This is a genomic window from Bartonella sp. B1098 (assembly GCF_944896145.1).
Taxonomy (GTDB): domain Bacteria; phylum Pseudomonadota; class Alphaproteobacteria; order Rhizobiales; family Rhizobiaceae; genus Bartonella.
Window position 1 is genome coordinate 469,617 of sequence record NZ_CALYLP010000003.1, and the last position, 26,697, is coordinate 496,313.

Below are 26,697 nucleotides of genomic sequence, written 5' to 3' on the forward strand. Positions count from 1 at the left end.
GTGAGTTCAAAAAATGAAACGAAAACTAACTTTTGTTATGATCCTAACAATCGCGCTTTCCGGCTGTGCCTCTTTGAGTGGTCCCAAAAAACCACCACGCTGTAATGGCAAACAGACACGTGCTTTAAATAAAGATAAGTGGAATTGGGACAATAAAAACGTTGCCTACCCAGAAAAGGCTGTAAAGCCTGTTACCACACCTATCATTCTCAATACTTTGGAAAGTGAAAAAGCAACAGCCAACTTAGCAATTCACCCAGCTTTATTAAAGCCGGCTATTCATGAAGCACGATCTGACAAAACTGTGGAGGTTCCGCATGAAAAGTGATGCCCTTGAAGAATATATAAAAGAAGCCCGCTCATTTGATATTGATCGCATGCATGGCATGCGTATACGGATGAAAATTTCCATGGCTTTAACAGTGCTTTTTGGATTGATGACGATTGCACTGGCTTTGGCTGTCGCAGCTTTAACGCCTTTGAAAACGGTAGAGCCTTTTGTTATCCGCGTTGATAACTCAACAGGCATCATCGATACTGTAAGCGCCCTAAAAGACTCTCCTAATGACTATGATGAAGCGATAACGCGTTATTTTGCCAGCCAATATGTTCGTGCGCGTGAAGGTTTTCAAGCCTCAGAAGCAGAAAACAATTTTCGCTTAGTCTCTCTTTTATCTTCTCCAAAAGAACAAAACCGTTTTGCAACATGGTACGCAGGCAATAATCCAGAAAGTCCGCAAAATATTTATCATAACATGATTGCAACGGTCACAATCAAATCAATCTCTTTTATAAGCAAAGATCTTATCCAAGTTCGTTATTATAAAACGGTCAGAGACTTTAATGAAAAAGAAAATATTTCCCATTGGATTTCAATCCTAAATTTTTCTTACGTAAATGCACATATTTCAACGTCTGATCGTCTCATCAACCCACTTGGTTTTCAAGTATCGGAATATAGATCTGATCCAGAGGTGATAAAATGATCAGACTTTTACAAATAATCTTTTTAATTTTTACGATCACTCTCAGCTTTCACACAGTTTTCTCATTTGCGGAAACAGCGCCTGTCAGTGCCCGTAAAGATAACCGCATCCGATTTGTCAATTATGACCCCTACAACGTCGTACAAATCATTGGTTCCATTCGCTCTTCCGTTCAGCTGGAATTTGCCGATGATGAAGAAGTAACCTATGTAGGAATTGGCAATTCGGTTGCTTGGCAAGTTGCGCCAGCTGGCCATTTTGTTTTTCTCAAACCGCGTGAAATCCAACCTGTAACCAATTTACAAATCGTCACAAGCCGCCAAGATGGAATACAACGCTCTTATCAATTTGAGCTGCAAATCCGTGACGGCGACGTTTCAGCCGGTAATGAGACCTATTTCTTGGTCAAGTTTCGTTATCCAGAAGATGAAGCCTTGCGTAAAAAATTAGCCGAAGCAGCAAAAGCCGAACAACGTGAAGAAAACTATGTCAATGATATTTTAAATATCCATGAAGATTTTGGACCCCGCAATTGGGCTTATGAAGCTCAAGGCTCATCCCTCATTGAACCTGCTTCTGTCTATGATAATGGGAAAACAACCACCTTTACCTTTTTAGGCAATGTTGAAATTCCCACCATTTACCTTGTAACGCCTGATGGGCAAGAGGCTCTTATTCCTAAATCAATCAAAGGCAACAAGGTTATTGTTCATGCGACAGCGGCACAATTCACGCTACGGCGTGGGAATGAAGTATTGTGCATCTTTAATAAAAGGTTCGTCCCACAAGGAATTAACCCTGAAACAGGGACCACATCCCCATCTGTACAACGTAAAGTGAACATAGGAAACAGCCATGAATAATACCGTGGATGAAAAGAACATTAATGATCGCGATACCATAAAAAATGCTCAAGGAAAAAGTCAACAGAGCAATGTAGGCAAAGCAATTGCCCTTATTATTCTTTTCAGTGTCTGTCTTTATTTAGCCTATTCAACGCTTGTCACAGACAAAACACAACCAACAGAGAAAAAACAATCGATTGAATCTTTAAAAGAAGGAAAAGTTATCAAACAAACAGAACTTTTTCGCCCTGCAAAACCTACCCCTCCCTCCCCTGAACAGGCGCATCGAAAGGACGGTCTGTTACCCAAAGTCGAGCTCCCAACACCCAACATCAATCAATTAAATTCTGATGATCCCCTGTTGGAAGCCGCACAACGAGCTCCTGTATTAGCTTATGCGAATGCACAACAAAGCAAAGGAGATTCACAAACCAATAACAGCGCTTTGCCTCACCAACTGGAAAGCAAGCCCGATGAGACAACACAACGCTTTAATCATCTTCTCAAACCCACACTGCTTGAAGGGATTCGTGCTTCAACCCTTGGCAATCGAAATTATATCATTACGATGGGAACGTCTATCCCTTGTATCTTAGAAACAGCCATCAATAGTGATCAACAAGGTTTTGCCAGTTGTATTGTCTCCAGGGATATTTTATCCGACAATGGTCGTGTTGTGCTTCTTGATAAAGGCACCCAAATTGTTGGAGAATATCGCGCTGGATTGAAAAAAGGCCAAAAACGCCTCTTTGTACTATGGAACAGAGCAAAAACCCCTAATGGTATCATTATATCCTTAGCTTCACCGGCAACAGACAGTTTAGGACGCTCTGGAATTGACGGTGATATTGATAATCATTGGTTAGAGCGGATTGGATCTGCACTTCTTGTCTCCCTGATAAAAGATGTAACAAGCTATACCAATAAACGTTTATCAAAAAAACAAGAAAAAGAAGAGACTGAAACAATCTCTTCAGGACAAAACATCGCCAATATTATTGTCGAAAATTATGCCAATATTCCTCCAACCTTATCCAAAAACCAAGGGGAAATGGTAAACGTTTTTGTTGCCCGCGATTTAGATTTTTCCGGCGTTTATAAATTGAAAGTCATCGAAAACAAAAAACAGATTATCAATCGAGCTGTTTCAAGAAACTTTTACAAAAATTCTGCGATACCTTAAATGACCCAAATCTTACACACCATGAGTGATGAAACCGTCGCGATTGTTCTGACAAAACTTGAACCGATCAGTATTTTTTTGAAAGATGAGAGTCTTTTTGAAATTGTGATCAATCGTCCCCATCAAGTGATGACGGAAGGGATTGATGGATGGAAAACAATAGAAGCACCGGCTCTCTCTTTCAATGAGCTTATGGGAATTGCGAAAGTTATCGCGTCCTATTCCAAGCAAAATATATCAGACAAAAACCCAATATTATCCGCAACTCTACCAGGCAATGAGCGCATTCAAATTGTCATTCCACCAGCTGTTGAAAAAGGCACGATTAGTATGACCATTCGTAAACCATCATCACAGAGTTTTTCTCTCGAAGAACTAGCGAATAAAGGTCTCTTTTCGCACTGTGAGCAGGTTTCTTTCACACCATTGAATGATTATCACACGCATTTTAATGAACTCAAACTCAGCGAGCATAACTTAGCCACTGCCTACTGCAATAAAGACTTTGTTTTCTTTTTAAATCAAGCTGTAAAATGCCAGAAGAACATTTTGATTGCGGGAAAAACTGGTTCGGGAAAAACAACATTATCAAAAGCATTAATCGCTAAAATTCCTCAAGACGAGCGTATTATCACCATTGAAGACACACAAGAATTGGTGATCCCGCACCCTAACCATGTCTCGATGATCTATTCAAAAGATGGACAAGGCTTAGCTTCTGTTGGCCCCAAGGAATTACTTGAATCATCTTTACGGATGCGTCCTGATCGTATTCTTTTGCAAGAACTTCGAGATGGTACAGCCTTTTATTATATCCGCAATGTCAATTCGGGCCACCCAGGTTCCATTACAACGGTCCATGCCTCAACAGCCCTTGCTGCCTTTGAGCAAATGACCCTTTTAGTCAAGGAAAGTGAAGGAGGGGGTGATTTAGAGCGTGATGATATTCGAGGTTTATTGATTTCAATGATTGATATCATCATCCAATGCAAACGGGTTGAAGGGAAATTTAAGGTCACAGAAATTTATTATGATCCCTTCAAACAACGGAACATTTTTGGCGGGGACTAGAATAAGATCACATCGATTGAAGGCTCTTTTAAAGCAACGATTGAACATACATCGCCCATAAAAGGAAAAATGCATGAAAAGCAAAACAACAGGAAACAGAGAAAACCTTTTATTGATGACAGCGGAAGAATTAAAACAACGCTGCCAAGCCGTTGATGCCGCCATCAACACCCATACAATAGAAGGGATAAAGCTTCATTCCACAACGCTAAAAATTTTAGAAGAATACGCAAGGGGAAATATTTCACTCGAAGAATTTAATACGCTTATGGAAAACGCGCCACTATAAGGAGATTAACAATGCCCAAAGCAAAAGCAAAAACAAAAAATATAAACACCCCTTCTCCCCATAATTATCTCTATCCTAAAACTGTTACGTTAAAAAATAAATATGGCACAAAGGACCTTGATACTTTTTTGAAAAAATGTTCGCATGACACAGCAAAGGCGATGATTAATCTGCGCGAAGAGTCCTTACCAGAAAAGTTCGATACCACCTATCTATGCCATATTCATAAAAAATTGTTTAGCAACACATTTGAGTGGGCTGGTTTGACTCGAAATATCCCCGTTACATTTTCAGATGGCACCACAGCCGTCATGCCCGAAATGAAAAGAACAGGCTGGGAAAATGCTTTTGCAATCGGAGATGAGATCCAAGAAGGTTTACAACAATTAGATCAAACGCTTGCCGAAAAAAACAATTTGCAAGGCTTATCGCGCGAAGAATTTAATTCTGAAGCAATAAACTTATTTAACGCTCTCAACCAAATCCACCCATTCAGAGAAGGCAATGGGCGCACACAACGGGCATTTTTTGAAAATCTCGCTCAAGCCGCAGGCCATCAACTTGAATTTTCGCTTGTCACAAAAGAACGCATGCTTCTTGCCAGTGTTGCAGTAGCAGAAAAGGGTGATCTAGAACCGATGCAACACCTGTTTGAAGATATTTCCAATCCAGAAAAGGCATATCTTTTAAAAGAATTCATGGATAACATGAAAAACAGCGGACGCAATGTGAATGATCGTCCTGTTATGGTTGTAAAAGAAGGTGAAACTTACACGGGCATGTATAGAGGTGCTGGCCTTAACAGCTTTGCCTTCAATGTGAAAGGAGCTTACATCATCGGAAATAAAGAACATCTCACACCAGAACAACTCAAAACATTAAAACCCGGTGATAGATTTACCTTCACCGTTCCACAAACACAAGAGTTAAAAGGCATTCTCATTCCTGAAGAGAAATTAGCCCCTTTGACAAAAAGTGAAAAGGCTGAAAGGGTTGCAGAAGATGCCTGTGTTCAAACAGCACGAAACCAAATTCAGCAGTTGGCAAAAATTGTTTATGGCAACACAAAAACATTAGACGAACAAATGGTCGCGATTATTAAAAAACCAAGCTTAGGTCAACAGCTTGCCAACCAGATTGAAAAGGCACCAGACTCTGTTGCTCATCTTGCAGGTTTTAATTTATGTGGGCTCCAAAATCAGACACGTGCAAACGCTAAAAACCATGTTGATCTCCTCTGTACTGCTGTTGCAAATTTCGCTCATGCTGTAAAACATGCGGAAAAGGAAATTGCTCAAGAACATAGAGCAGAACAAGAACGCCTTGCAAAAACAGTAGAAATGCCAAGTCAAAGCTTGCAAGATCTTTTTGCCTTGCCAAAAGAATTACAGCAAGAAGTTTTAGCAAAAAATCTTGGACTTCAAAAAGAGCTGACCAGCTTTGTCAAAAACATCAATAGCCGTCTTTCCACAACTGAACATAAAGCTGTCAAAAATAATGATTATGAAACATTGGCTCAAAGCATTGGTGTCTCAGAAAATAAAGCCAAGCAAATTACACAAACCATTAAGCAAGTCAAAGAAGCACACCAACAAGCTTGCACGCGTACAATCAACCGTTCAAATGTGCTCGCTATGGCCAGCTAAGAATGGATAAAACCTTCCTCTTTCATGAGAAGAGCGCATAAACGAAAACGGGTTAGCGTTATCTTGCGCCTTTGCAAAAAAGAGTACTGCACCCCTGAAAAAAGAGCATTTTACAGCATATTCTAAAAAGAATTGAAAGTAATATACAATGAAATATACCAAGACACAAATGGTTCTTATTTTAACCCCTATTGCTTTAGGTGCTTTAACGATATTCCTTGTCCCTCATTTTTTGTTGCTGATAACAAATGGCCTTAAGAGCGATCAAATGTATTGGACCCTTCGTTCAGAGCCTTTATTAGTCTTAGCACTAACAGCTGCTGTTTCATTGTTGTATAGTCTCTCGCAAAAACTGCACTTGCGTAAAATCATCACTTTTGTTTCCTTGGTCTTTTTTGGCACCATTGCTCTTTACTATGTTGGGGGTGAACTAAAACGTTTAAGTCCCTATGTTGGCCAACAAGGAATAACGTGGAGCTATGCGCTTCAATTCATGGATCCCATGGTTATCTTTGGCATCATCATTGGTGTTTTTTTTTCCATCATTCAATTCATCACAACCTCTCCCCCTAAAAATAGGGTCAAGCGTGCCAAAAAAGGTGTTTTTGGGGATGCCGCGTGGATGAATTTAAATGAAGCAGCAAAAATCTTTCCTGCCAATGGGCAAATTGTTGTGGGAGAAAGATACCGTGTTGATCAAGATAATGTGTGCAAAATTCCCTTTGCCCCTGGCAATAAAACAACATGGGGCAAGGGTGGAACAGCCCCTTTGCTAACCTTTAATCTCGATTTTGGTTCAACCCATATGATTTTTTTTGCTGGTTCTGGTGGTTATAAAACCACAAGCACAGTGGTTCCTACGTGTTTAACCTATCCAGGCTCTATTATTTGTCTTGATCCTTCAACAGAAGTTGCCCCAATGGTCAAATTTGCGCGTCAAAAAATGGGCAATAGAAATGTTATTGTTCTCGACCCTAATTCACTTTTAACAAAAAATTTTAATGTTATCGATTGGCTTTTAGATGACAGCGTCCCACGCACACAACGTGAAGCGAATATTGTAAGCTTTTCCAAACTGCTTCTTACAGATAAAAAATCCGACAATTCTTCAGCGGAATATTTCTCGACACAAGCCCATAATCTTTTAACGGCTCTTCTTGCTCATGTTATATTTTCTGATGAATATGAGGACGATGAGCGCAATTTAAAAACATTGCGTGGCATTCTCTCACAATCAGAAACAGCGGTTGTCAATCAATTACGCATGATTCAAGAGACCACTCCTTCTCCTTTTATTCGCGAAATGGTGGGGATTTTTACAGAAATGGCAGAACAAACCTTTTCAGGCGTTTATACAACCGCCTCAAAAGATACCCAATGGCTTTCTTTGTCCAATTACGCAAATCTTGTCTGCGGCGATGATTTTTCCTCCTCAGATATTGCCAATGGCAATACAGATGTTTTTCTCAATCTCCCCGCCAGCATTTTAAACAGTTATCCAGCAATCGGACGTGTGATTATTGGTGCCTTTCTCAATGCCATGGTCACAGCAGATGGTAAGTATAAAAAGCGTGTTTTATTTGTCTTAGATGAAGTTGATCTTTTAGGCTATATGAATATTTTAGAAGAAGCGCGTGATCGTGGACGAAAATACGGAACATCCTTGATGCTCTTTTATCAATCTTCTGGTCAGCTGGTCAATCACTTTGGAGAAGCAGGAGCACGTTCATGGTTTGAAAGCTGCTCCTTTGTCAGCTATGCTGCCATTAAAGACCTTCAAACAGCGAAAGACATTTCAGAACGCTGTGGTCAAATGACCGTTGAAGTCACCGGAACGAACAAATCAAGAGGTTTATCTTTAGGAAAGAGTTCTTACAACATCAATTACCAACAAAGAGCTCTTATTTTACCCCACGAAGTTATTCAAGAAATGCGTCAAGATGAACAAATTATTCTTATGCAAGGACAACCCCCTCTGCGATGTGGTCGTGCCATCTATTTCAGAAGAAAAGAAATGCTAGCCGCAGCGGCAAAAAACCGCTTTGCCCCACAAAAGAAAAACTAACCCTCATCAATGAGATACTGAAAGAAAAATAACAACAAAAAAGTATACATTGCTGTTTTTTTTAAAAGCCTATGAACAAAAAAACTCCCCGCTACCATACAAGAAAAACAGGGTCAAAAAGCCCGTGATTTTTCTTTTTTATATTTTCCCCTTTCTATTTTGCGTATCATTTTACCAGCGCCCATGATCTTTAAATTTTTATAAAAAACGCCCATCCCCCAACCAAGAGCAATATCAATATCTCCACTTGGAAAAGAAACACCCTCTCACAAAGTTTTTCATATATAATTTATGACAACACATTTATTTATAATGATAATTTATCTAAATTTGTGCTAAGTGAGAGACCCAATAGCCTAAGACGCTCTCATTTCAAATCTATTCTATGATTAAAGAACGCAATCAACAAAAGCGTGCGGCAATGCCTATCTCCTTACAGACAAGCAAAAATATTTAAGAACGCTCATAACCAATCTCAATGACTAAAGAAAAACAAAAGATTTCCCTTTGAGACAAGAGCTCTCCCCCCACAATAAGCATTGATTTTTTCCTAAAAACATTCAGGAGATACACCAAAATGAATAAATCATTCTTATAGAAGCTTCCCCCCCCTTTACGATATCATAATGTGTTCTATTTTAACAACTAAGCGCTGAAAAAGCGCCTTTCTTTCTCACCACAGAAAGTTTTTTCCCTCTTATGGATCTTAAAGGAGCACAATACAATAAGAGTAACAAGACCAAGTAAAAAACATTTTGTTTTAAATATAGACCAACAAGATGTTCACAGAGACCAAGAAGAAAAATATTATGGAGTAAAATTCTTGATGACTGCTTTTATTCATAAACTTCCCAATCTAAGTGCTGTATATGAAAAGTCTCAAAGCCATCCGATCACCAAGAGCAATTCTCTCCGCCATATCCGCATCCTTCATCAAAGCGCTTTTGCAAACAACTTTACTAAAAGTAAAACAGCAAAAATCTTAAACAATATTTTTCTTTTTAGCTTCTTTCCCTTACCTCAAAGAGGGAAGAGCACTTTCTCTCATAGCACCCAAAATCTCAAAAGAATACGCGATGGGGGACTTTCAACATGACCCGCGTTTAAGGGCGCGTATCAATTCCTACCCTACTTTCTCAGGAGAGACGATATGTTAGAGCAAAATTATCTCTATAAAGGAACCCCAACATTAAAAAATAAATATGGCATCAAAGACCCCCAAAAACTGTATGAACGCAGCGCCCACGACAGCGCAAAAGAGGCTGTTAATTTTCGTCATGAACCACCCCCCCTAAAATTTGATGCCGCTTATCTATGCTTAATCCACTGGAGCTTTTTCCACAAAACTTTTGAATGGGCAGGTCAGACCCGCGATACATCCTTTACCTTTGAAGATGGCAGCACTGCCCGTATGCCGGCGATGCGCCCTAAAGGATATGAGGTTCCTTTTGCCATCGGTCCGCAGATAAAAAGAGAGCTCAAACAACTCGAAAAAACACTGAGCGAAAAGGATAATTTAAAAGGCTTATCGCGCCAAGAATTTGCTGAAAGTGCCGCTGAAGTTTTTATGGCGCTCGAGCACGCACACCCTTTCCGAAAAGGCAATGGACGCGTTAATCGAATGTTTATGGAAAAACTTGGACAAGCAGCAGGCCATACCATTGACTTTTCGTTCATCACAAAAGGACGCATGACAGCAGCTTGTATTGAAGCCATGCAATATGGCAATCCTCAACCGATGAAAGATCTTTTTGAAGATGTTACCCATCCGCAAAAATCTCTTGTTTTAAAAGAATTTATCTCTCAAATGCGAGAAGCTAAACTGGATGAAATTAACAATCGCGTTGTTGTTGCAGCAAAAGAAGGTGTTTCCTATGACGGCATCTTTAGAGGCACTTCAGCAGAAGGTTTTGTCATGGAAGTCGGAGGGGGATTCGTCGTGGGCCACAAAGATGATCTTCCCCCAGAACAAATCAAAACGTTACAGAACGGCGACCACCTCTGCTTTCAAAAAACCAACGTTCAAAGTGTAAAAGAAACCCTCATTCCACAAGAAACCTTAGCTCCTCTCACAAACGACGAGTTATTTGCAAGAGTTTCAAATGACACTTATGTTGAAGCAAGCCGAAAAGAGGTCGAAGAACTATCAAGGATTGTTTATGGTAAAGCCCAAGCCTTAAAGACAAAACTAGATATCATAACGGCAGCTCCAAACTTAGGAAATCAATTTGCCGATGAAATTTTAGAAAATCCTCAATCCGTTTCTAAACTTTCAGGGAGAAAAATCCTTGATATGAAAAGTCCAAGTCGCAGACATGCCGAACAGACCGTTCCACAACTCAGCCAAGCTCTTAAAAATTATGGTGCCATAACAAAACAAACAAAAGATGAAGTTTTAGAACAACACCAAAGAGAACAAAAACGCCTAAGCCACGTAATTGAAAAACCTGGAAAAAATTTACAAAACCTTTTTGCCTTACCAGAAGAACGACAAAGGGAAGCTTTATTGCATTCTCCTGCACTCCGACAAGAACTCCATACCTTTTCACGCCAATTACACAATCGTCTCTCCTCAGAAGATCGTAAAGCCATACAAGAAAAAGATCATCCAAGATTGGCTTGCCTCCTTGGAATATCGGAAAGCAAAGCCAAAGAAATTGCACAGGCTGTCAAGAACACCAAAGACGTCCAATGTCAAGCCCGCAGCTTGAAAGTTAGCCGTTCCTCATCACTGGCTCTGACCGGCTAAAAGATGCTATCTTTTGTCTTCCAACGGAAATCTTGACGCCAACCTTCATCGTGATTACTCTCACGAATTGTTTTAGAATATTACAAAAAATAGTCCCCAAAATGAATCCTGTAATTTATTATAACTTATTGATAAAATTTCACAAAAAAACTGTATTAAAGACATAAATCTCCATTAAACTAGGGGCGAATAGCGCGAAATCTTTGGAGAGCATTCAATTTGATATCTTCATTTGCTTTAGATTTATCAAAAAAGTGGGGAATGCACCAAAGAGGTTTTCTAAAAATATTGAAAGGAAACAGCCATGAAAAAAAGCCACCCACACCAAGAATCTCAAAACCCAGAAACCCAGAAGCCAGAGCCTCTCTACGCACAAGTTGATAAATCACGCAAAAGAGGTCCGCGCACCCAAAGTCCAGAAGACTTACAAGCAGCAAATAGAAGTCAACCAACCCTCCAAGAAGATTCCCCCTACAACACACCGAGAACGGAAGCAGCTGGATATGATACCCCTCCTTCTCAACGACCACAAGAAACTGTCTATGCCCCCCAAAATCCACTGGAAGGAACGATCTATGCACCCCAATACCCATTAGGATCCACCCATGCAGCCGTTAGAAGGGGATCGCGTACCCCCTCCCCTGACAAACTCGTAGATCCCTATGCAGTCGTTAATCTAGCGACGGGTGAAACAGAGTCCGAGCAGCGAAGAAACCCCCTCTATGACTCACCAAGCGGAAGCGATCAAGATCTGCGCCATCCCCCAAGACCAGAAGAACATCTCTATGCAGAAATTGATCCGAGAACAGAAGTCAGACGCGCTCCCTATAAACCAGTAGAAACGATCTATACAACATTGGGCATGGGCGCTGAAGGTGGACAAGAATCCCAGCAACGGGAAAATCCCCTCTACGAAGGCGTTGGCAGAGCAACAACGCCCCCTCCCAGAACCCAAAAAGATGTGGTTACGACAAAGCTCTTACAACACACAGACTTTCAATATGGTGTAAGAGAAACCCAAGAGTGGTGTACAGTTGTTTATGGTAATCCACATGCCTTGAATCAGCAACTTTCTGAGATTCTTGAAAATCCTAAAGGGGCAGAAAAAGTCTTATGGAGCCTTGCAGCCAATCCTGAAAGTGTTGGTAGGCTTGCAGGAAGCAAAGTCCTTGGTATAAAAAGCCCTGACCGCAAAGAGGCTGAAGAGGGTTTTCGCCACCTTTGCTCAGCTCTTGAAAGACATATAGATAAGACACAAAGGCTCCACAAAGACTTTACACGTGATCTGGAAAGAGGTCAAAAATACGAAAGCCCAGAAAGAAGCCCTGAACACAGACGTCACCATCACCACCATCGTCACGCCAGAGGGCAAGAACAAAATAGTCCAGAACACAGCCCACAACGACAAAGAAAAACAGAGATTAAAGGAATGGCTCATGCCATGTAAGAGGGTATCAACATAAAAACAGATCAATTTTTGTTTTTCATATCATCTCTTTTTCAGTGAAATTCTTGGCGCAAATTGTTTTATAGCGGTTGCGCCAAGAGTTGTTTTAGAATAGTACAAAAAATAGTCCTAAAAATGAACGCTGTATTTTATTGTAACTTATTGATAAGATTTCATAAAAAAACTGTATAAAAGACACAAAGGTCCGTTACACTGATCTCGAATAGCGCGAAATCTTTGGAGGTCATTCAGTTGGATATCTTCCTTTGTATAAAGGTTATCAAAACTAAAAGTGGGGAATGCACCAAAGAGGTTTTCTAAAAATATTGAAAGGAAACAGGCATGAAAAAACATCATCCACACCCTTCTGCAAATCCAGAAGCCCTCTATGCAACCGTGAATAAACAAAACAGAGGAAACCAGCGCAGTCCAATCCCTGAAGAGGAAGTTCTATACGCATCCGTGAGCACTGTTTCCCCTCTTTCAAGAGGCAGACACCATAATCAAAGGCACCAAGAATCTGAAACAGACTATACAACGGTTGCTCCTCCAAGACGCGAAGAGGAAGTTACATACGCATCCGTAAGCAGCGTTTCTCCTTCAAGGGCTGGACGTCATCAACAAAGACTATCAGAATCTGAAACCGATTACACAGAGGTTTCCCCACAACAAAGAGGAAGAGCTCCCCTTACAGCTGACAAAATGACTGTACAGCTTTTAAAAACCCCAAAGGTGCAAGCCTATGCGGAAGAGGTCGTGTATTGGAGTAAAATTGTTTATGGACAAGACAATATTTTACAGCAACACTTGCAAGATATCCTTACAAATCCCAGTAAAGGAAAAGAACTGTCAGATCAACTTGCTGAAAATCCTGAGACTATTCATAAACTCGCTGGCCGCTCCGCACTTGGCATGAAAACTCAAACACGCAAAGCCGCTGAAGAAGGTTTTAGACCGCTCGTTGATGCTCTTGATGGTTATACAAATGCTGTAAAAGAAACAAGGGATAGGCTCTTGCAAACCCCTCACGCAGAACAAAGACGCCAGAAAGAACTTTCTCAGCAAACTGAAAGGGCTCACCATCGTCATCATCACACAAGAGGACAAGAACAAAATAGTCCGGAGCACAGCCCTCACCGACAAAGACATGGAATGGCTTATGCCATGTAAAGGGACATTAATATAAAAAAAGATCAATTTTTGTTTTTTATTTAATCTCTTTTGCAGTGAGTTTCTTGGCGCAAATCGTCTTCTTACGATTGCGCCAAGATTTGTTTTAGAATGGTACAAAAAATAGTCCTAAAACGCTCCTAAAAATGACCCCTGTTATTTATTGTAACTTATTGATAAGATTTCACAAAAAAACTGTATAAAAGACATAAATATCCGTTACTCTGATCTCAAATAGCGCAGGTCTTTGGAGCACATATTAGTTCGATATCTTCCTTTGTCTCAAAGTGATCCAAGCATAAAGAATGAGTATGCACCAAAGAGGTTTTCTAAAACAATTTTTGAAAGGAAACGTGCATGAAAAAAGATCACCCTCACCCTTTTCCATCTTCTTCAATCAAAGAACTCATAGAACTCTATGAAAAAGCAGCAGCAGAGGTCTCAGGCACCCCCCCTCTCCCTAAAGAAACGTCTTCAAAAAGCAAAAGATTATCAACGATACTGGAACAAGATGAAGAAAGGCACTCTGTTTTAGAAGAAGAAACGATTATGGAGACAAGTGCACAGGCATCTGTTAGAATGACGCACTCAACAACGCCTCTTTCAAGCACGCGCGCGACCCAAAGACCGCAAGAAGCTGAAACAACACGCACAACAGCTGCTCCACAGGTTACCCAAGGAGCAGCAAGAATTCTCTCAGAGGAAGAAATCTCTCGATTACTTCCCCACCATTCATTGGTTAAAACCTATCAAGAAGAAATCGAGCGTTTATCCGCAAGAGCCTATGGCAACCCCAACATTTTGCAAGAGAAAATGCAGGAAATTCAAAGAAACCCTCAAGCGGGAGATGAGCTCTCATGGCGCATGGCAGCCCATCCTGAAAGCATTGCTAAACTTTCCGGCAAAAGCATTTTGGGCTTAAAAAATCAAGCACGCAGACAAGCAGAAGAGAGTTTTTCCGCCCTCTGTGTCACCGTTGATTGTTATACAGAAGCCGTAAGACAGGCAAGAGAGAGCCTCTCACAATCTCCAGAGCAAGAACTCAAAAACTATCAACGCCTCATGGGAAAAAACGCCGTCTCTGAACTGCTGAAAAAACCGGGTCATTCTGAAAAGGAAAAAGAAAGTCTTTCAGAAGCAGACATGTTCACCCAAATTCATCAAAATTCAAAAGTCAAAAGACACCATGCACAAATCCAATATTGGTGCAAAGTTGTTTTTGGCAACGCAAACACTTTGCAATCACAAATAGAAGAGCTTTTCCAAAACCCTGAAACAATAGAACAGCTCGCCCAGCAACTTGCTGGAAATCCTAAGTCTTTTAACAAATACGCTGGTCACAACTTTGCGGGCTTTAAAAATCAAGCGCGCAGACATGCTGAAGCGGGTCTTTCTCACCTCATTGATGCTGCTGACAATTATGCAACGGCTGTCGCACAGGTCAGAGAGAGCATTTTACAAACTCAGCAGGCAAAACAAGAACATCGTGAAACATCTGAGCAAACACAAAGCTTGCAGCAGCAACAAAACGTTTCACAATCTGCTCAACACCTTGAACCTTCAACAATAACACATGAAGGAATAACGCCCTCTGGCTCACAAAGAGAAACGGATTTGCATCCTCGCAAAACTGTTGCTCCAAAAGCAATGGCTTTTGCCAGCTAAGCAGACATAAGTTTTCACGTTGAATCCAACATCTTGGCGCAACACAAGAGAAAGGTGACTTGCGCCAAGAAAGAGAAACGTTGGAACACAGTTCATCTCCCCACCACTTAATCTAAGCTATTGATAAAACAGTCTTTAAAGAGTGATCATAAACGACATCAAAAGAGTGAAATCGTGTGAGACCGCTCAGTTTCACATCCTCCCTCATAAAGTGAAAAGGCATAAAACAGAATAAACACCAAGACACATTTTTAAGTAATATTAAAAAACAATATTGGAAGAGTTTGAAAGGACCATGTATGAAAAAAAGAAATCCCTCCCCTTTTATCGCCGAACTGATGGAAAAATTTCAACAACAGTCTGAACAATCCCCCACCAGAACCCCCCCTCCCCAAGTTTCTTCAAAACCGCAAAAACCATCTGTACAAAAACACCCAGAAAATTTGTCCCCCTCGCCAAAGGTTGCACCACCGCCCCCCCCACGCGTAAGAGAAAAAACACCAAGCGACATAAAAATCCAAAAGCCTGAAATTCAAGAGACGCCTCCTCTAGTAGCGCCGCAAACCCCCCCACGTGCAAAAGAGAGACAACAACACAGCCCACAAGTTGAATCCTCGCCCACCACCACAAAAAGAATGGCCCCCCCCCCCTCCTCCTCCACGTGGAAGAGACAAAACACCAATAGACACAAAAATCCAAAAGCCTGAAACCCTCGAGCGCCCCTCCGCACCCATAAAAACCGCGCCACAAAGACCACCGCGTGCAAAAGATAGACAACAAAACGCACAAACAGCTCCAGAGAGCGCCCCCCTCTATGCAAGGCTTCCTTCACAAATGCCCTCACGCATGAGAGAAAACACGCAAACCAGCACAAAAAACCAAGAGATACCTCCTCTACAAACAAAAATGGCACCGCCAAAACCCCCACGTGTAAAAGACAAAACCCCAACCGGCGCAAAAATCCAAAATCCTGAAATCCTCGAGCGCCCATCCGCGCCCATCAAAATCGCGCCACAAAGACCACCACGTGCAAAAGATAGAATTCAGCACAAAGCAACAATTCAAGAGAGCCCCCCCCTCTATGCAAGGCTTCCTTCACAAACGCCCTCACGCATGAGAGAAAACACGCAAACCAGCACAAAAAAACAAGAGATGCCTCCTCTACAAACAAAAATGGCACCGCCAAAACCCCCACGTGTAAAAGACAAAACCCCCACCGGCGCAAAAATCCAAAATCCTGAACCCCTCGCCCAAAGTGTTAGACCCAAAACATTACAGCATAGAACAGTCAGGCAGCAAAGCAGTTCATCATCACAAGATAGTGAAATATATGCCGTCCCTCGTTCAAGAAAATCGCATCGAAGAGGAGACAGACAAAAAAGCGACGCTGTCGTGCAAAAAACGGGCTCTCAACAAACAGCAAGTGAACCACCAAAACCGTCTCAGAAACAAAAAGCCTCTATTAATACAATGGAAAAAGAGCTCTTGCTCATAGCATATCAAGAAGAAATACGATTTTTGTGCGAAAAGGTTTATGGTGATCGGCTTATTTTAGAACCAAGAATAGAAAAAATCAAAGAAAACCCCGCTATGGGAGAACAGCTCTTATGGGATATGCAAAAAAAACCTCTGTCTATTTCTAACCTTGCGGGTAAAAAAGTTCTTGGCATAAAAAATGGAGCGCGCAAACAAGCTGAAGAAACGCTCCCTAATCTGTGTGAAGCCATTAACGGTTTTGTATATACCTCAAAATATATACAAGAGAATATTTCACAGAGTCCTCACAGGGAACAACGACAGCAGCAACACGCGCAACAGGAAGAAGCAATCACTCAACACACACAAAGTCGGCTTAATTCAGAAAAGAAAATCCAGCCTCTGTCAAATCAGGAAATTGCCCGCAGAGTACAACAAGATCCATTGGTTCAATATGGTCAAAGAGAAGTCCAATATTGGTGTCAAATTGTCTATAAAAATCCATTTATTTTACAATATCAAATGGAAGATATGCACAAAATTCCAGATATGGGAGAAGAACTTGTCTTTCAAATTAAAAAGGATTCGACATTTTTTGCTCCGCTTGCTGGTAGAAAAGTCCTTGGCATAAAAAACGGAGCGCGCAAAGCTGCTGAAGAAAATCTTCCTACCCTTTGTACCGCCATTAAGGATTATGCTGATACGATAAAGCAATTAAGAGAAACCATTGTGCAACACCATCAGACAGAACAACAACAACACCATCAACCGCTTACCGATCTCGATAAAAAATTGCAAAAGCAGCAAAACCTATCGCAGCCTCCGCAGCTGCCTGAGCGCTCAACAACAAGGCGACTCCAAGAGCTTTCTGAAACATCGAGACAAGAAGAGAAACCGCCTATTCAACCACGCAGAAGTGAAGCATCAAAAGCCATGGCTATGTCGTGATAGTCTCATCACCTTTGGCTTTTCATACAAAATTTTGGTGCAATTATGCAATTATATTGCCAAAATTGCACCAAGGATAGCGTATAACCTACAGAAAAATTTGAATAAACTCTCCTATGCCAATTTGAAAAAATCATTCATCCCTTTCATTGCCTATAGTGCTCTTGCTTGTAGGGCTAAAAACAGGCAAGACGCTGTTGAAAAATTACGTCTTGCCGTCCTCTGTTTATAGAATCTCTGAAACGGGAAGGTGTCTTCATTTAGGAGAACATAAAGCTGTAAAGCCGTAAAAGTGAAAACCCATCACACGGCTTTGCCATCTCGTTGAGCTCAACCTGATAAGCTTTTAAAAGCCTCAAAAGCCCTCTATCTTTTTCAAAAATGAAAATGGCGCATTGCTTCACGCTTTTATTTGCGTTCTTTAAAATAGGGGCACGCCTCTCATGTAATAAAACACAGCGCCATTGGAGTACACGCTTCACGAACATCACTCCCCTAGAGAGAAATGATCATTCTATATCCTTAAATTGTGATGACATTACTCCCATATTCCAATTTGAAAAAGAAATTTTAATGATTTTATGGCAACAATAAAAATTGTAAGGCAACAATAAAACAAGGAGCATGTTAAAAGTCTTCACGCAACCATTGTTGACAGAAAGACAAACACCGTCGTAAAACGCTGCACAAATATATTCTTGTATAGGGAATACAGATCAGATTTTTACGATTTAAAACGGCTTATTTTTCCTGTCACCGCTTCTCTTTTACCACGAACCTGATAGATCTTTATGACATTGATTAAAAAAATTGCAACAGTTGCTTCCGGGATCCTTATGAGCCGTATTTTTGGCTTCATCCGTGAAATGCTTATGGCAGCAGCACTAGGGACGGGTCCTGTTTCTGATGCCTTCAATGCTGCTTTTCGTTTTCCCAATACATTCCGCCGTTTTTTTGCTGAAGGTGCCTTTAATGCTGCTTTCATTCCTCTTTTTGCTAAAAAAATCACTGAAGATGGTCAAGAATCTGCCTGCAAATTCGCAGAAGAAGTCTTTGGTGTTCTCTTTTCGCTGCTTTTACTGTTAACCATTGCGATGGAACTGAGTATGCCTTTTTTGGTACGAACCATTATTGCTCCAGGCTTTAGTGAAGACGCAACAAAATTTAATGCCACCATTCATTTCACTGCGATCATGTTTCCTTATTTAACCTGCATGTCGCTCGCCGCGATGATGGGAGGCATGCTCAATGCTCTGCGCCGCTATTTTATTGCCGCCGTTGCGCCACTCTTTTTAAATATTATTCTGATTGGTGTGCTTGCCTATGCTTGGATCTATCAACTTGACGCTTGGCACATCGGCTTAAATCTCTCTTGGGGAGTGTTGGCGGCAGGCCTTCTTCAACTTGTCCTAATTGCTGTTGCTTTACGTCAAAGTGGCATGAAAATTTTCTTCCGTCGTCCCCATTTAACCCCTAATGTTCGCAAGCTCTTAACCTTAGCCTTCCCTGCAGCCATCACGGGTGGTATCACGCAAATTAATTTGCTCATCAATACCAACATTGCTTCTAGTCAATCAGGGGCTGTCTCTTCTTTGATGTATGCTGATCGGCTTTATCAATTGCCTCTAGGCGTGATTGCCATTGCCGTTGCAACCGTTCTTTTACCAGAATTAACCCGCGCGTTGCGGAGCAAAAATCAGGAAGAAACCCACCATTTGCAAAACCGCTCTATTGAATTAACACTCCTGTTAACGCTTCCAGCATCCATCGCTTTTTTGCTACTGTCCACCCCCATTGTTAGTTTACTCTTTGAACGTGGACAATTTACCGATCAATCAACACAGCATGTTGCACAGTTATTGGGACTTTATGGACTAGGTCTTCCAGCTTTTGTACTCATCAAGGTCTTTATTCCTAATTTCTTTGCCCATGAAGATACCAAAACACCGATGATTTTTACGGGCATTTGTGTTTTCATCAATATCAGCCTCGCTTTAACATTATTTCCTTATTTTTCCGCACGCGGCATTGTTATTGCGGAAATTACTTCTGGATGGGTCAATACCCTACTGCTTTGGGGTGTCCTCATCAAACGGGGGGATTGGAAATACGACGCCCAACTGATCAAGCGAATATTATGCCTCATGATCGCTTCCCTTTTGAGTGCACTCGCCCTCTATTACGGATTACATGTGTTTGGATTTTTATCTTTTCCTTTATCCTCAAAAGCCTCCTTTTTCTTGCGTTTCAGCACCTTGGCAGGGATCATGCTGAGCATATTCCTGCTCTATTTTAGTGCCTATTTTTTATCCAACCCCCGTTCCTTTTTTCATACGCTTAAAAATTTGAAAAAACGTCCATAATCTCTATACTTTGTCAAAAATAATAAAATGAATAACCTTAAATTAGAAAGCGCACTCCTATGGATACCTTCACTCCCCTTGTTTTTTCCGGCGTACAACCGAGTGGTCACTTACATCTTGGCAATTATCTTGGAGCCCTTCAAAATTGGGTTGAACTACAAAACGCTTATCATTGCCTTTATTGTGTTGTGGATATGCATGCGCTCACCGTCAACCCAGCCCCCCTTATTTTACGCGAATCCACCAGAACAGTGACAGCCGCCTTTCTAGCCGCCGGTATTGATCCCCAAAAACACATTATTTTCAACCAATCACGTGTTTTTCAACATGCTGAACTTGCCTGGATTTTGAATTGTGTTGCCCGTATCGGTTGGCTTCAACGCATGACACAATTTAAAGATAAAGCAGGAAAAGATCGCGAAAAAGCATCCCTTGGGCTTTTTGCCTATCCCACATTGATGGCGGCTGATATTTTAGTCTATCGTGCAACGCATGTTCCGGTGGGCGAAGATCAAAAACAGCATGTTGAACTCACACGCGATATTGCACAAAAATTTAACAATGATTATGCACACCGTATTGCTGACTTAAATTTTGGCATCTCTATGCAAACGGATAAAGAACAAAGACCAGGCTTTTTCCCCCTCCCAGAAGCACTGATTGGGACAACAGCCCCACGCGTTATGTCTTTGCGTGATGGGACAAAAAAAATGTCAAAATCAGATCCTTCAGATTTCTCACGCATTAATTTGACCGACGATGCAGATCTTATCGCACAAAAAATACGTAAAGCCAAAACGGATTCCGCGCCTCTTCCTGATTCTCTTGACGCTTTAAAAGAACGACCAGAAGTGGATAACCTGCTTGGTATTTACGCCGCCTTTGCCAAAGTTAGTAAAGAAAAGGTTCTTTTAGAGTTTTCTGGTCAACAATTTTCATATTTTAAAACAGCGCTAGCCGACCTTGCCGTCCATAAGCTTGCCCCTATAACAGAAGAATTACGTCGTCTTCATCAAGAAAGCAGTTATATTGACTCTGTTTTGCATGATGGCGCAGAACGTGCTAGTATGCTCGCAGAAGAAAATATGAAAAAAATTCGTGAAATTGTTGGATTTTTGCACAATACATAAAAACAATAAACTTAAAAAACTGTAGAGAGCAAAAAAATCGTTTGTACAAAATAGAGAAAGTGCATGATTTCTAAACCCAAAAATCCGAAAAAAGAGCCCAAGAAAAAAAACCTCGTCATCATCGATGAGACACCAGAGTGTCGGCGTGCCGTTGCGTTCGCCGCACAACATGCCCAAAACACCAAGAGAACTTTGGTCTTGCTTTGTGTTGTTGATAGTGCAGAATTTCAACATTTTCTGGGTGTAAACAATGTTATGCGCACAGAATCAACGCAAAGTGCTCATAAAATATTAGGAGACATTGCCAGTGATGTCCGCACCTCCCATGCCCTTGAAACAGAAATAGTAGTGCGTGAAGGAAAAAAAATTGATGAAATTTCTAAACTGGTCGACGAAGATAAAAGAATTGCACTGATTGTTTTAGCCGCCAGCGGACATGCAGAAGGACCAGGCCCTCTTATCCAACTAATCGGGAATAGAGGAACGGCTTTTTCAATTCCTGTCATTGTCATTCCTAGCAATCTTGCTGATGAAGATATTAAGTCTATTGCCTAAAAAATATAATATTTTAAAATGGTATGATCTTATCCAATTCTTCATGATAAAAGGAGAGTTTATGTTTATTCAAACTGAAACCACCCCAAATCCTGCGACACTTAAATTTCTCCCAGGGCGGGTGGTTCTCTCTGAAGGCGTCTTAGAATTTCGTGACCGTGAAGAAGCAGCTAAAAACTCACCTTTGGCAGCCAAACTGTTTAATATTCCCAATGTCAATGGTGTCTTTTTAGGCTATGACTTCATCACCGTCAGCAAAAAAGAAGGGGAATGGCAACATCTCAAACCCGTCATTTTAGGCACAATTATGGAACATTTTTTGTCCAATGAGCCTGTTATCACCACCAACGCGACAACACAAGCAAAAGCCCATGCCCTTAATGAAGAATTTTATGACGAAAAAGACGCTGATATTGTTTTAACCATTAAAGAGCTGCTTGAAACGCGTATACGCCCAGCCGTTGCCAATGATGGGGGTGATATTACTTTTCGTGGGTTTGAAAATGGGATTGTTTATCTCAATATGCGGGGTGCCTGCGCTGGATGTCCCTCTTCAACGGCAACGCTCAAACATGGGATTGAAAATCTTTTACGCCATTTTATCCCTGAAGTTTTAGGCGTTGAAGCCATGCCACAATAAATATTGACACTTCAATAGATAAAACCACCACACAGATTATCTTTCTTCACCAACATTCAAACATGGGGTGCAAAAATCTTACACCATTTTATCCTGCATCATTCTAGATGCAAGCCATGCTGACCATAAAAAATACAATACGGCTTCAAAAAAATCCTAGAAAATGATAGGTTTTTCTTTCACTTCCTCCTATGCCTTAAAATGTTTTTCCTCCCCTTTAGAGACATATTTTAGAGACATCATTTCCACTAACCCATCACATACATACAAGAATAACGCACCGGCAGAGCGTACTTTAAATTTATTCTGTTTTATAACCTTGTCATACAATTTTATCCCCCCAAAAATAAGGAATCCATTACAGTAAAAAGAAAAGAATATAAGACAGAGCACAAACTTGTCCCCTTGCATCCCATCATTTTTAGTATTTCTGACAATAAAATTCCGTAAATTTCTTCTTGTAACAACCAATCAACAAAGACCATACTTTCACACCTTTCGTGGGAATCCTAACAGTCTTCTCATTTCAATTGTCTTTATGGCATCAACCAAAATCATTCACGAACACATTACAAACTGGAAGATAACAAAAACGATTTTTAAAATACCTCTTATGAATATTTTTTAATAGAAAAACGCAACATAAGAGCAAATATAAGTCCTGTTGCAACGATGAAAACTAACAAAATATGCAAGAGCATGATGGTTTGCCCTTTTAAATGATAGTGCTCAACAACGCTTTCCCTATACCATGCATAAGTTTCATTGCAAAATAGGTTTAAACATCTTAAGAAAGATATTTTTTAAGAACATACCGACCTTTCCTCTTCTTGAAATCAAGAATTCCGCCTCTAGCCCCTTTACTCTTATTTCCATAACTGAAGACACAAAAGCTATTAAGACCTTAAAAAAAAATCAATCAAAGCCAAATCGTTGAGGGTTGTTTTGGAAATGATCTGATAAAAGGGGGAAAAATTCCTTCAATTGAGCCGTCATCAATTTCTCACTTTACGGCATTATTCTTCTCATAAAGCGCGTGCTTTTACTGTTTTCTTACTCAATAAACATCCAGTCCCTATCACCAACAGACATATCTGAAAGGAAAGACAGCTATTTCTCTCACAAGACATGACTTTTGGATCCTCATATAAGGGCAAAGATATTGTATCTATCGGATGAGCACAATTTATGAAATAAGAAAAGAACGATTGGAAAAGAACTCTATTGAAGCAGAATATGAAAACAGAAACCCAACGAAAGGCAAAAAGAATGGCAAGAGAGTAACTGCCTAAACTTTTTTAACAAATTCCGACTTTAACCCCATCTGTCCAATCCCAGGAATTTTGCAATCAATATTATGATCCCCATCCACCAAGCGAATATTCTTGACCTTCGTTCCACTTTTTAAAACAGAGGAAGCACCTTTTACCTTCAGATCTTTTATCACCATAACGGTATCTCCGTTGGTCAAAATCTGACCATTGGCATCATAAACAATCTCGGAAAGAACAGTATCATCATCCTTTTGGGGCCATTCATGTGCGCATTCAGGACACACAAAATTTTCACCCTCTTCATAACTATAAAGGCAATCACAACGAGGACACTTGGGATATTGGGTCATAAATTTCCCCTTTATTTAAGAAAAACCATTCATGACGATGGGTCATAAAGCAAGAAGAGCTTATTGTCCATTATTTTAGAAAAACATGTTCTTTTATTTCCTCTTGATCTGCCATCTATGTTCATAAATGCGATCATCCCCTACAATCGCTGCGTTTATAACATTATACAATACCCCTCATAGACCATAAGATCCTCTTATATAGAATCAATCAAAACCTTTCGAATGTGATCAATCATCATATCTTTGCAAAAAACATTCCCATGATCTCATGTGATAATATCAGGGTGGTCTCGTCCCAATTCTTGTTGTATGTTTAACAGTTTTAGGGCCACCTGTTGCAAAGGTTGAAGAACGTCTTGCGGATTTAAATTGTGTCTGCGCGGATCCCCTTCATATTGTTCAAAATAAAGCCGTAAGGTCGCACCACACGTCCCTGTTCCCGATAAACGAACCACCAATCGTGCGCCATTCTTGAAAAAAATACGGATCCCTTGCCGCGTGCTCACGCTCTGATCAACAGGATCATGATAGGTAAAATCATCTGCTTTTTTGACTAAAAATCCAGAAATTTCTGTTCCAGCTTGTGGTAAATGCGCCCGCAAGTATTCGAGTAAAGCCAAAGCCTTGTCTTCTTCAACTTCTTCATAATCATGACGCAGTGCATAAAAGCGCCCATAGGTGCGCCAATGCTGTTGAACAATTTGTGTAACCGTTTTTCCTGTTACCGCTAAAAGATTTAACCAAAATAAGACAGCCCATAAACCATCTTTTTCACGGATATGATGAGAGCCAGTTCCAAAACTTTCTTCACCACAAAAGGTTACTTTCCCAGCATCCAAAAGCGTTCCAAAAAACTTCCATCCCGTTGGCGTTTCAAAAAAGTTTAATCCGCGTTTTTCAGCAACCAAATCTGCAGCAGGTGTTGTTGGCATAGAGCGAGCAACCCCCACAATGCCTTGGCGATACCCTTTTATAAGATGGGCATGCTCTAGCATAATTGCCAAAGAATCAGAAGGTGAGACATATTGCTGACGTCCAATAATGAGGTTACGATCACCATCACCATCAGACGCAGCGCCAAGATCTGGACCTTTCTCTAACATCAATAAATCATAAAGAGGCTTAGCATACACCAAATTGGGATCTGGGTGATCGCCTCCAAAATCTGGTAACGGAAGACCATTGACCACTGTCCCTTTAGAAAATCCTAAGCATTTTTCAAAAATTTCATGGGCATAAGGTCCAGTTACCGCATGCATAGCATCAAAGCGTAAAGTCAAACCTCGTTCTACAGCCTTAGCAATACAATCAAAATCAAAAATTTCCTGCATCAAAGCAACATAATCGGCAACAGGATCAATAATCTCGATCTGCATCTCTCCCATAAAAGTCATCCCTTGCCGCTCTAAATCAACATCTGGCGCTTCAAGAATTTTATAAAAGGAAAGACGTTGCGATGTTGCAAAAATAGCCTCACATAAAGAATTAGGTGCAGGTCCCCCATTGGCAATATTGTATTTTATCCCACAATCTCCATCTGTCCCCCCAGGATTATGGCTTGCAGAAAGAATAAGTCCACCATGCGCATGGTATTTACGAATAAGATGCGAAACAGCAGGTGTGGAAAGGATACCGCCCCTCCCCATTTTAACACGAGAGACACCATGCGCCGCTGCCATCTTCAACACAATCTGAAGAAGTGTCCGGTTAAAGGTGCGTCCATCGCCCCCAAGAATCAACAGCTTTCCGTCAAGAGGTCCAATATTATCAAAAAGAGACTGTATAAAATTTTCCACATAATGGGGTTGTTGAAAAACAGACACCTTTTTGCGTAACCCAGATGTTCCCGGTTTTTGCCCCTCAAAAGCCGTGGTCAAAACTGTCTTTATGGTCATTGGTCATACCTTCATATTCTTTCCTTTAATTTTAAAATGAAGAGTAATCAAAGTCGATCATTAATTCCACTTGACGGAACAATGAAATATTTGCACACTTGTGAGGAGTCAGAATTTTTTAGGAAGCCCTTTTATTTAAAACGCTCTTTCCCCATATGCTTTTAAAGATGAAGACTATTTTAAAACACAATTTTCGTAAAAAAATACAGGAGCATCCATATGATGAAAAAAACAGTTCCCAATGTTACATTTCATACACGTGTCCGCGATGAATCAGTAAGTGGAGATAATCCTTATCGATGGCAAGAAGTTAAGAGCGATGCTTACTTTAAAGGAAAGCGCGTTATTCTTTTTTCTCTTCCTGGCGCTTTTACCCCTACGTGCTCAACCTTTCAACTGCCTGATTTTGAAAAACTCTATGATGAATTTAAACAAGCTGGTATTGATGAAATTTATTGTCTTTCCGTCAATGATGCTTTTGTCATGAATGCTTGGGGAAAAGCACAAAATATCAAAAATGTGAAATTAATTCCCGATGGTTCTGGTGAATTCACACGCAAAATGGGTATGCTTGTTGCAAAAGACAATGTTGGTTTTGGCATGCGATCATGGCGCTATGCTGCTGTGATTAATGATGGTGTGATTGAACAATGGTTTGAAGAAGCAGGTTTTTCAGACAATTGCGCAACCGATCCTTATGAAGTTTCTTCACCACAAAATGTTTTAAAAGCTTTAAAAAGCTAATCCCAATCCAAATTCCTCTATTTAAATTTTACGACACAGATTTCTCTAGAAAAGGAAATTTGTGTCGTTTGTATTTTTTTAAAACCTTTTAATTGATCATGATTATTTAAGCGTTATCCAACTTGAGTTCGAGCCTGAAATATCGTCATATTTTTTCATTTTAAATCTGTTTTCTGTTGAAACCATTAAGATCACTTGGCTTA

The 26,697-nt window shown here is 40.5% G+C and carries 21 protein-coding genes; 18 read left to right on the forward strand and 3 right to left on the reverse strand.

From position 1 onward, the window contains the following. Positions 1-13: 13 nt before the first annotated feature. From NNJ85_RS06470 to NNJ85_RS06525, 12 genes are all read left to right on the forward strand, one after another. On the forward strand, positions 14-328 hold the full coding sequence (locus NNJ85_RS06470) for a type IV secretion system protein VirB7 (protein WP_254474541.1): 315 nt from the start codon (positions 14-16) through the stop codon (positions 326-328). After that, complete coding sequence (locus NNJ85_RS06475) at positions 282-986, forward strand: virB8 family protein (RefSeq protein WP_254474548.1); 705 nt, start codon at positions 282-284, stop codon at positions 984-986. Before NNJ85_RS06470 ends, NNJ85_RS06475 begins: the two co-directional genes overlap by 47 nt. Continuing rightward, entirely contained in the window at positions 983-1,849 is an 867-nt protein-coding gene (gene virB9, locus NNJ85_RS06480) for a P-type conjugative transfer protein VirB9 (RefSeq protein ID WP_139412254.1), read from the forward strand. Before NNJ85_RS06475 ends, virB9 begins: the two co-directional genes overlap by 4 nt. Then, on the forward strand, positions 1,842-3,014 hold the full coding sequence (virB10, locus tag NNJ85_RS06485) for a type IV secretion system protein VirB10 (RefSeq protein WP_254474549.1): 1,173 nt from the start codon (positions 1,842-1,844) through the stop codon (positions 3,012-3,014). Before virB9 ends, virB10 begins: the two co-directional genes overlap by 8 nt. After that, complete coding sequence (gene virB11 / locus NNJ85_RS06490; protein WP_254474552.1) at positions 3,015-4,085, forward strand: P-type DNA transfer ATPase VirB11; 1,071 nt, start codon at positions 3,015-3,017, stop codon at positions 4,083-4,085. A gap of 73 nt (positions 4,086-4,158) precedes the next feature. Then, positions 4,159-4,374 (forward strand): antitoxin VbhA family protein, encoded by a 216-nt coding sequence (locus NNJ85_RS06495; RefSeq protein ID WP_254474555.1) that lies wholly within the window; start codon positions 4,159-4,161, stop codon positions 4,372-4,374. A gap of 11 nt (positions 4,375-4,385) precedes the next feature. After that, positions 4,386-6,020, forward strand: coding sequence for a BID domain-containing T4SS effector (locus tag NNJ85_RS06500; RefSeq protein ID WP_254474561.1), 1,635 nt, complete (start codon positions 4,386-4,388; stop codon positions 6,018-6,020). Positions 6,021-6,168: 148 nt separating this feature from the next. Next, a complete protein-coding gene (gene traG, locus NNJ85_RS06505; RefSeq protein WP_254474563.1) occupies positions 6,169-8,085 on the forward strand; it encodes a Ti-type conjugative transfer system protein TraG in 1,917 nt (638 codons plus the stop codon). A 1,150-nt stretch (positions 8,086-9,235) separates the two neighbouring features. Further along, positions 9,236-10,834 (forward strand): BID domain-containing T4SS effector, encoded by a 1,599-nt coding sequence (locus NNJ85_RS06510; protein WP_254474568.1) that lies wholly within the window; start codon positions 9,236-9,238, stop codon positions 10,832-10,834. 304 nt (positions 10,835-11,138) lie between these two features. Further along, positions 11,139-12,281, forward strand: coding sequence for a BID domain-containing T4SS effector (locus NNJ85_RS06515; RefSeq protein ID WP_254474573.1), 1,143 nt, complete (start codon positions 11,139-11,141; stop codon positions 12,279-12,281). 342 nt (positions 12,282-12,623) lie between these two features. Then, the gene (locus tag NNJ85_RS06520) at positions 12,624-13,451 is read left to right on the forward strand and encodes a BID domain-containing T4SS effector (RefSeq protein WP_254474583.1); all 828 of its coding nucleotides are present in this window, start codon (positions 12,624-12,626) and stop codon (positions 13,449-13,451) included. Positions 13,452-13,808: 357 nt separating this feature from the next. Next, positions 13,809-15,116 carry a BID domain-containing T4SS effector gene (locus NNJ85_RS06525; RefSeq protein ID WP_254474595.1) on the forward strand — a complete coding sequence of 436 codons (1,308 nt, stop codon included), beginning with the start codon at positions 13,809-13,811 and terminating at the stop codon, positions 15,114-15,116. A 324-nt stretch (positions 15,117-15,440) separates the two neighbouring features. Here NNJ85_RS06525 and NNJ85_RS06530 read toward each other — a convergent pair whose 3' ends face one another. Then, the gene (locus NNJ85_RS06530) at positions 15,441-15,719 is read right to left on the reverse strand and encodes a hypothetical protein (protein WP_254474600.1); all 279 of its coding nucleotides are present in this window, start codon (positions 15,717-15,719) and stop codon (positions 15,441-15,443) included. Positions 15,720-15,722: 3 nt separating this feature from the next. On the opposite strand from NNJ85_RS06530, the gene NNJ85_RS06535 reads away from it, so the two are divergent. From NNJ85_RS06535 to NNJ85_RS06555, 5 genes are all read left to right on the forward strand, one after another. Then, positions 15,723-17,540, forward strand: coding sequence for a BID domain-containing T4SS effector (locus NNJ85_RS06535; protein ID WP_254474610.1), 1,818 nt, complete (start codon positions 15,723-15,725; stop codon positions 17,538-17,540). A 791-nt stretch (positions 17,541-18,331) separates the two neighbouring features. After that, the gene (murJ, locus tag NNJ85_RS06540) at positions 18,332-19,903 is read left to right on the forward strand and encodes a murein biosynthesis integral membrane protein MurJ (RefSeq protein ID WP_254474612.1); all 1,572 of its coding nucleotides are present in this window, start codon (positions 18,332-18,334) and stop codon (positions 19,901-19,903) included. Between the two features lie 59 nt (positions 19,904-19,962). Continuing rightward, positions 19,963-21,033, forward strand: a complete 1,071-nt coding sequence (gene trpS, locus NNJ85_RS06545; RefSeq protein ID WP_254474614.1) for a tryptophan--tRNA ligase — start codon at positions 19,963-19,965, stop codon at positions 21,031-21,033. 63 nt (positions 21,034-21,096) lie between these two features. Further along, entirely contained in the window at positions 21,097-21,588 is a 492-nt protein-coding gene (locus NNJ85_RS06550; RefSeq protein ID WP_254474615.1) for a universal stress protein, read from the forward strand. Between the two features lie 61 nt (positions 21,589-21,649). Next, positions 21,650-22,228 (forward strand): NifU family protein, encoded by a 579-nt coding sequence (locus tag NNJ85_RS06555; protein ID WP_254474617.1) that lies wholly within the window; start codon positions 21,650-21,652, stop codon positions 22,226-22,228. 1,288 nt (positions 22,229-23,516) lie between these two features. Here the strand turns inward: NNJ85_RS06555 and NNJ85_RS06560 are convergent. Next, positions 23,517-23,852 (reverse strand): zinc ribbon domain-containing protein YjdM, encoded by a 336-nt coding sequence (locus NNJ85_RS06560; protein WP_254474619.1) that lies wholly within the window; start codon positions 23,850-23,852, stop codon positions 23,517-23,519. A 269-nt stretch (positions 23,853-24,121) separates the two neighbouring features. Next, a complete protein-coding gene (locus NNJ85_RS06565) occupies positions 24,122-25,750 on the reverse strand; it encodes an alpha-D-glucose phosphate-specific phosphoglucomutase (protein WP_254474620.1) in 1,629 nt (542 codons plus the stop codon). Between the two features lie 219 nt (positions 25,751-25,969). Between NNJ85_RS06565 and NNJ85_RS06570 the strand changes: the two genes are divergently transcribed. Beyond that, on the forward strand, positions 25,970-26,494 hold the full coding sequence (locus NNJ85_RS06570; RefSeq protein ID WP_005774794.1) for a peroxiredoxin: 525 nt from the start codon (positions 25,970-25,972) through the stop codon (positions 26,492-26,494). Positions 26,495-26,697: the final 203 nt, after the last annotated feature.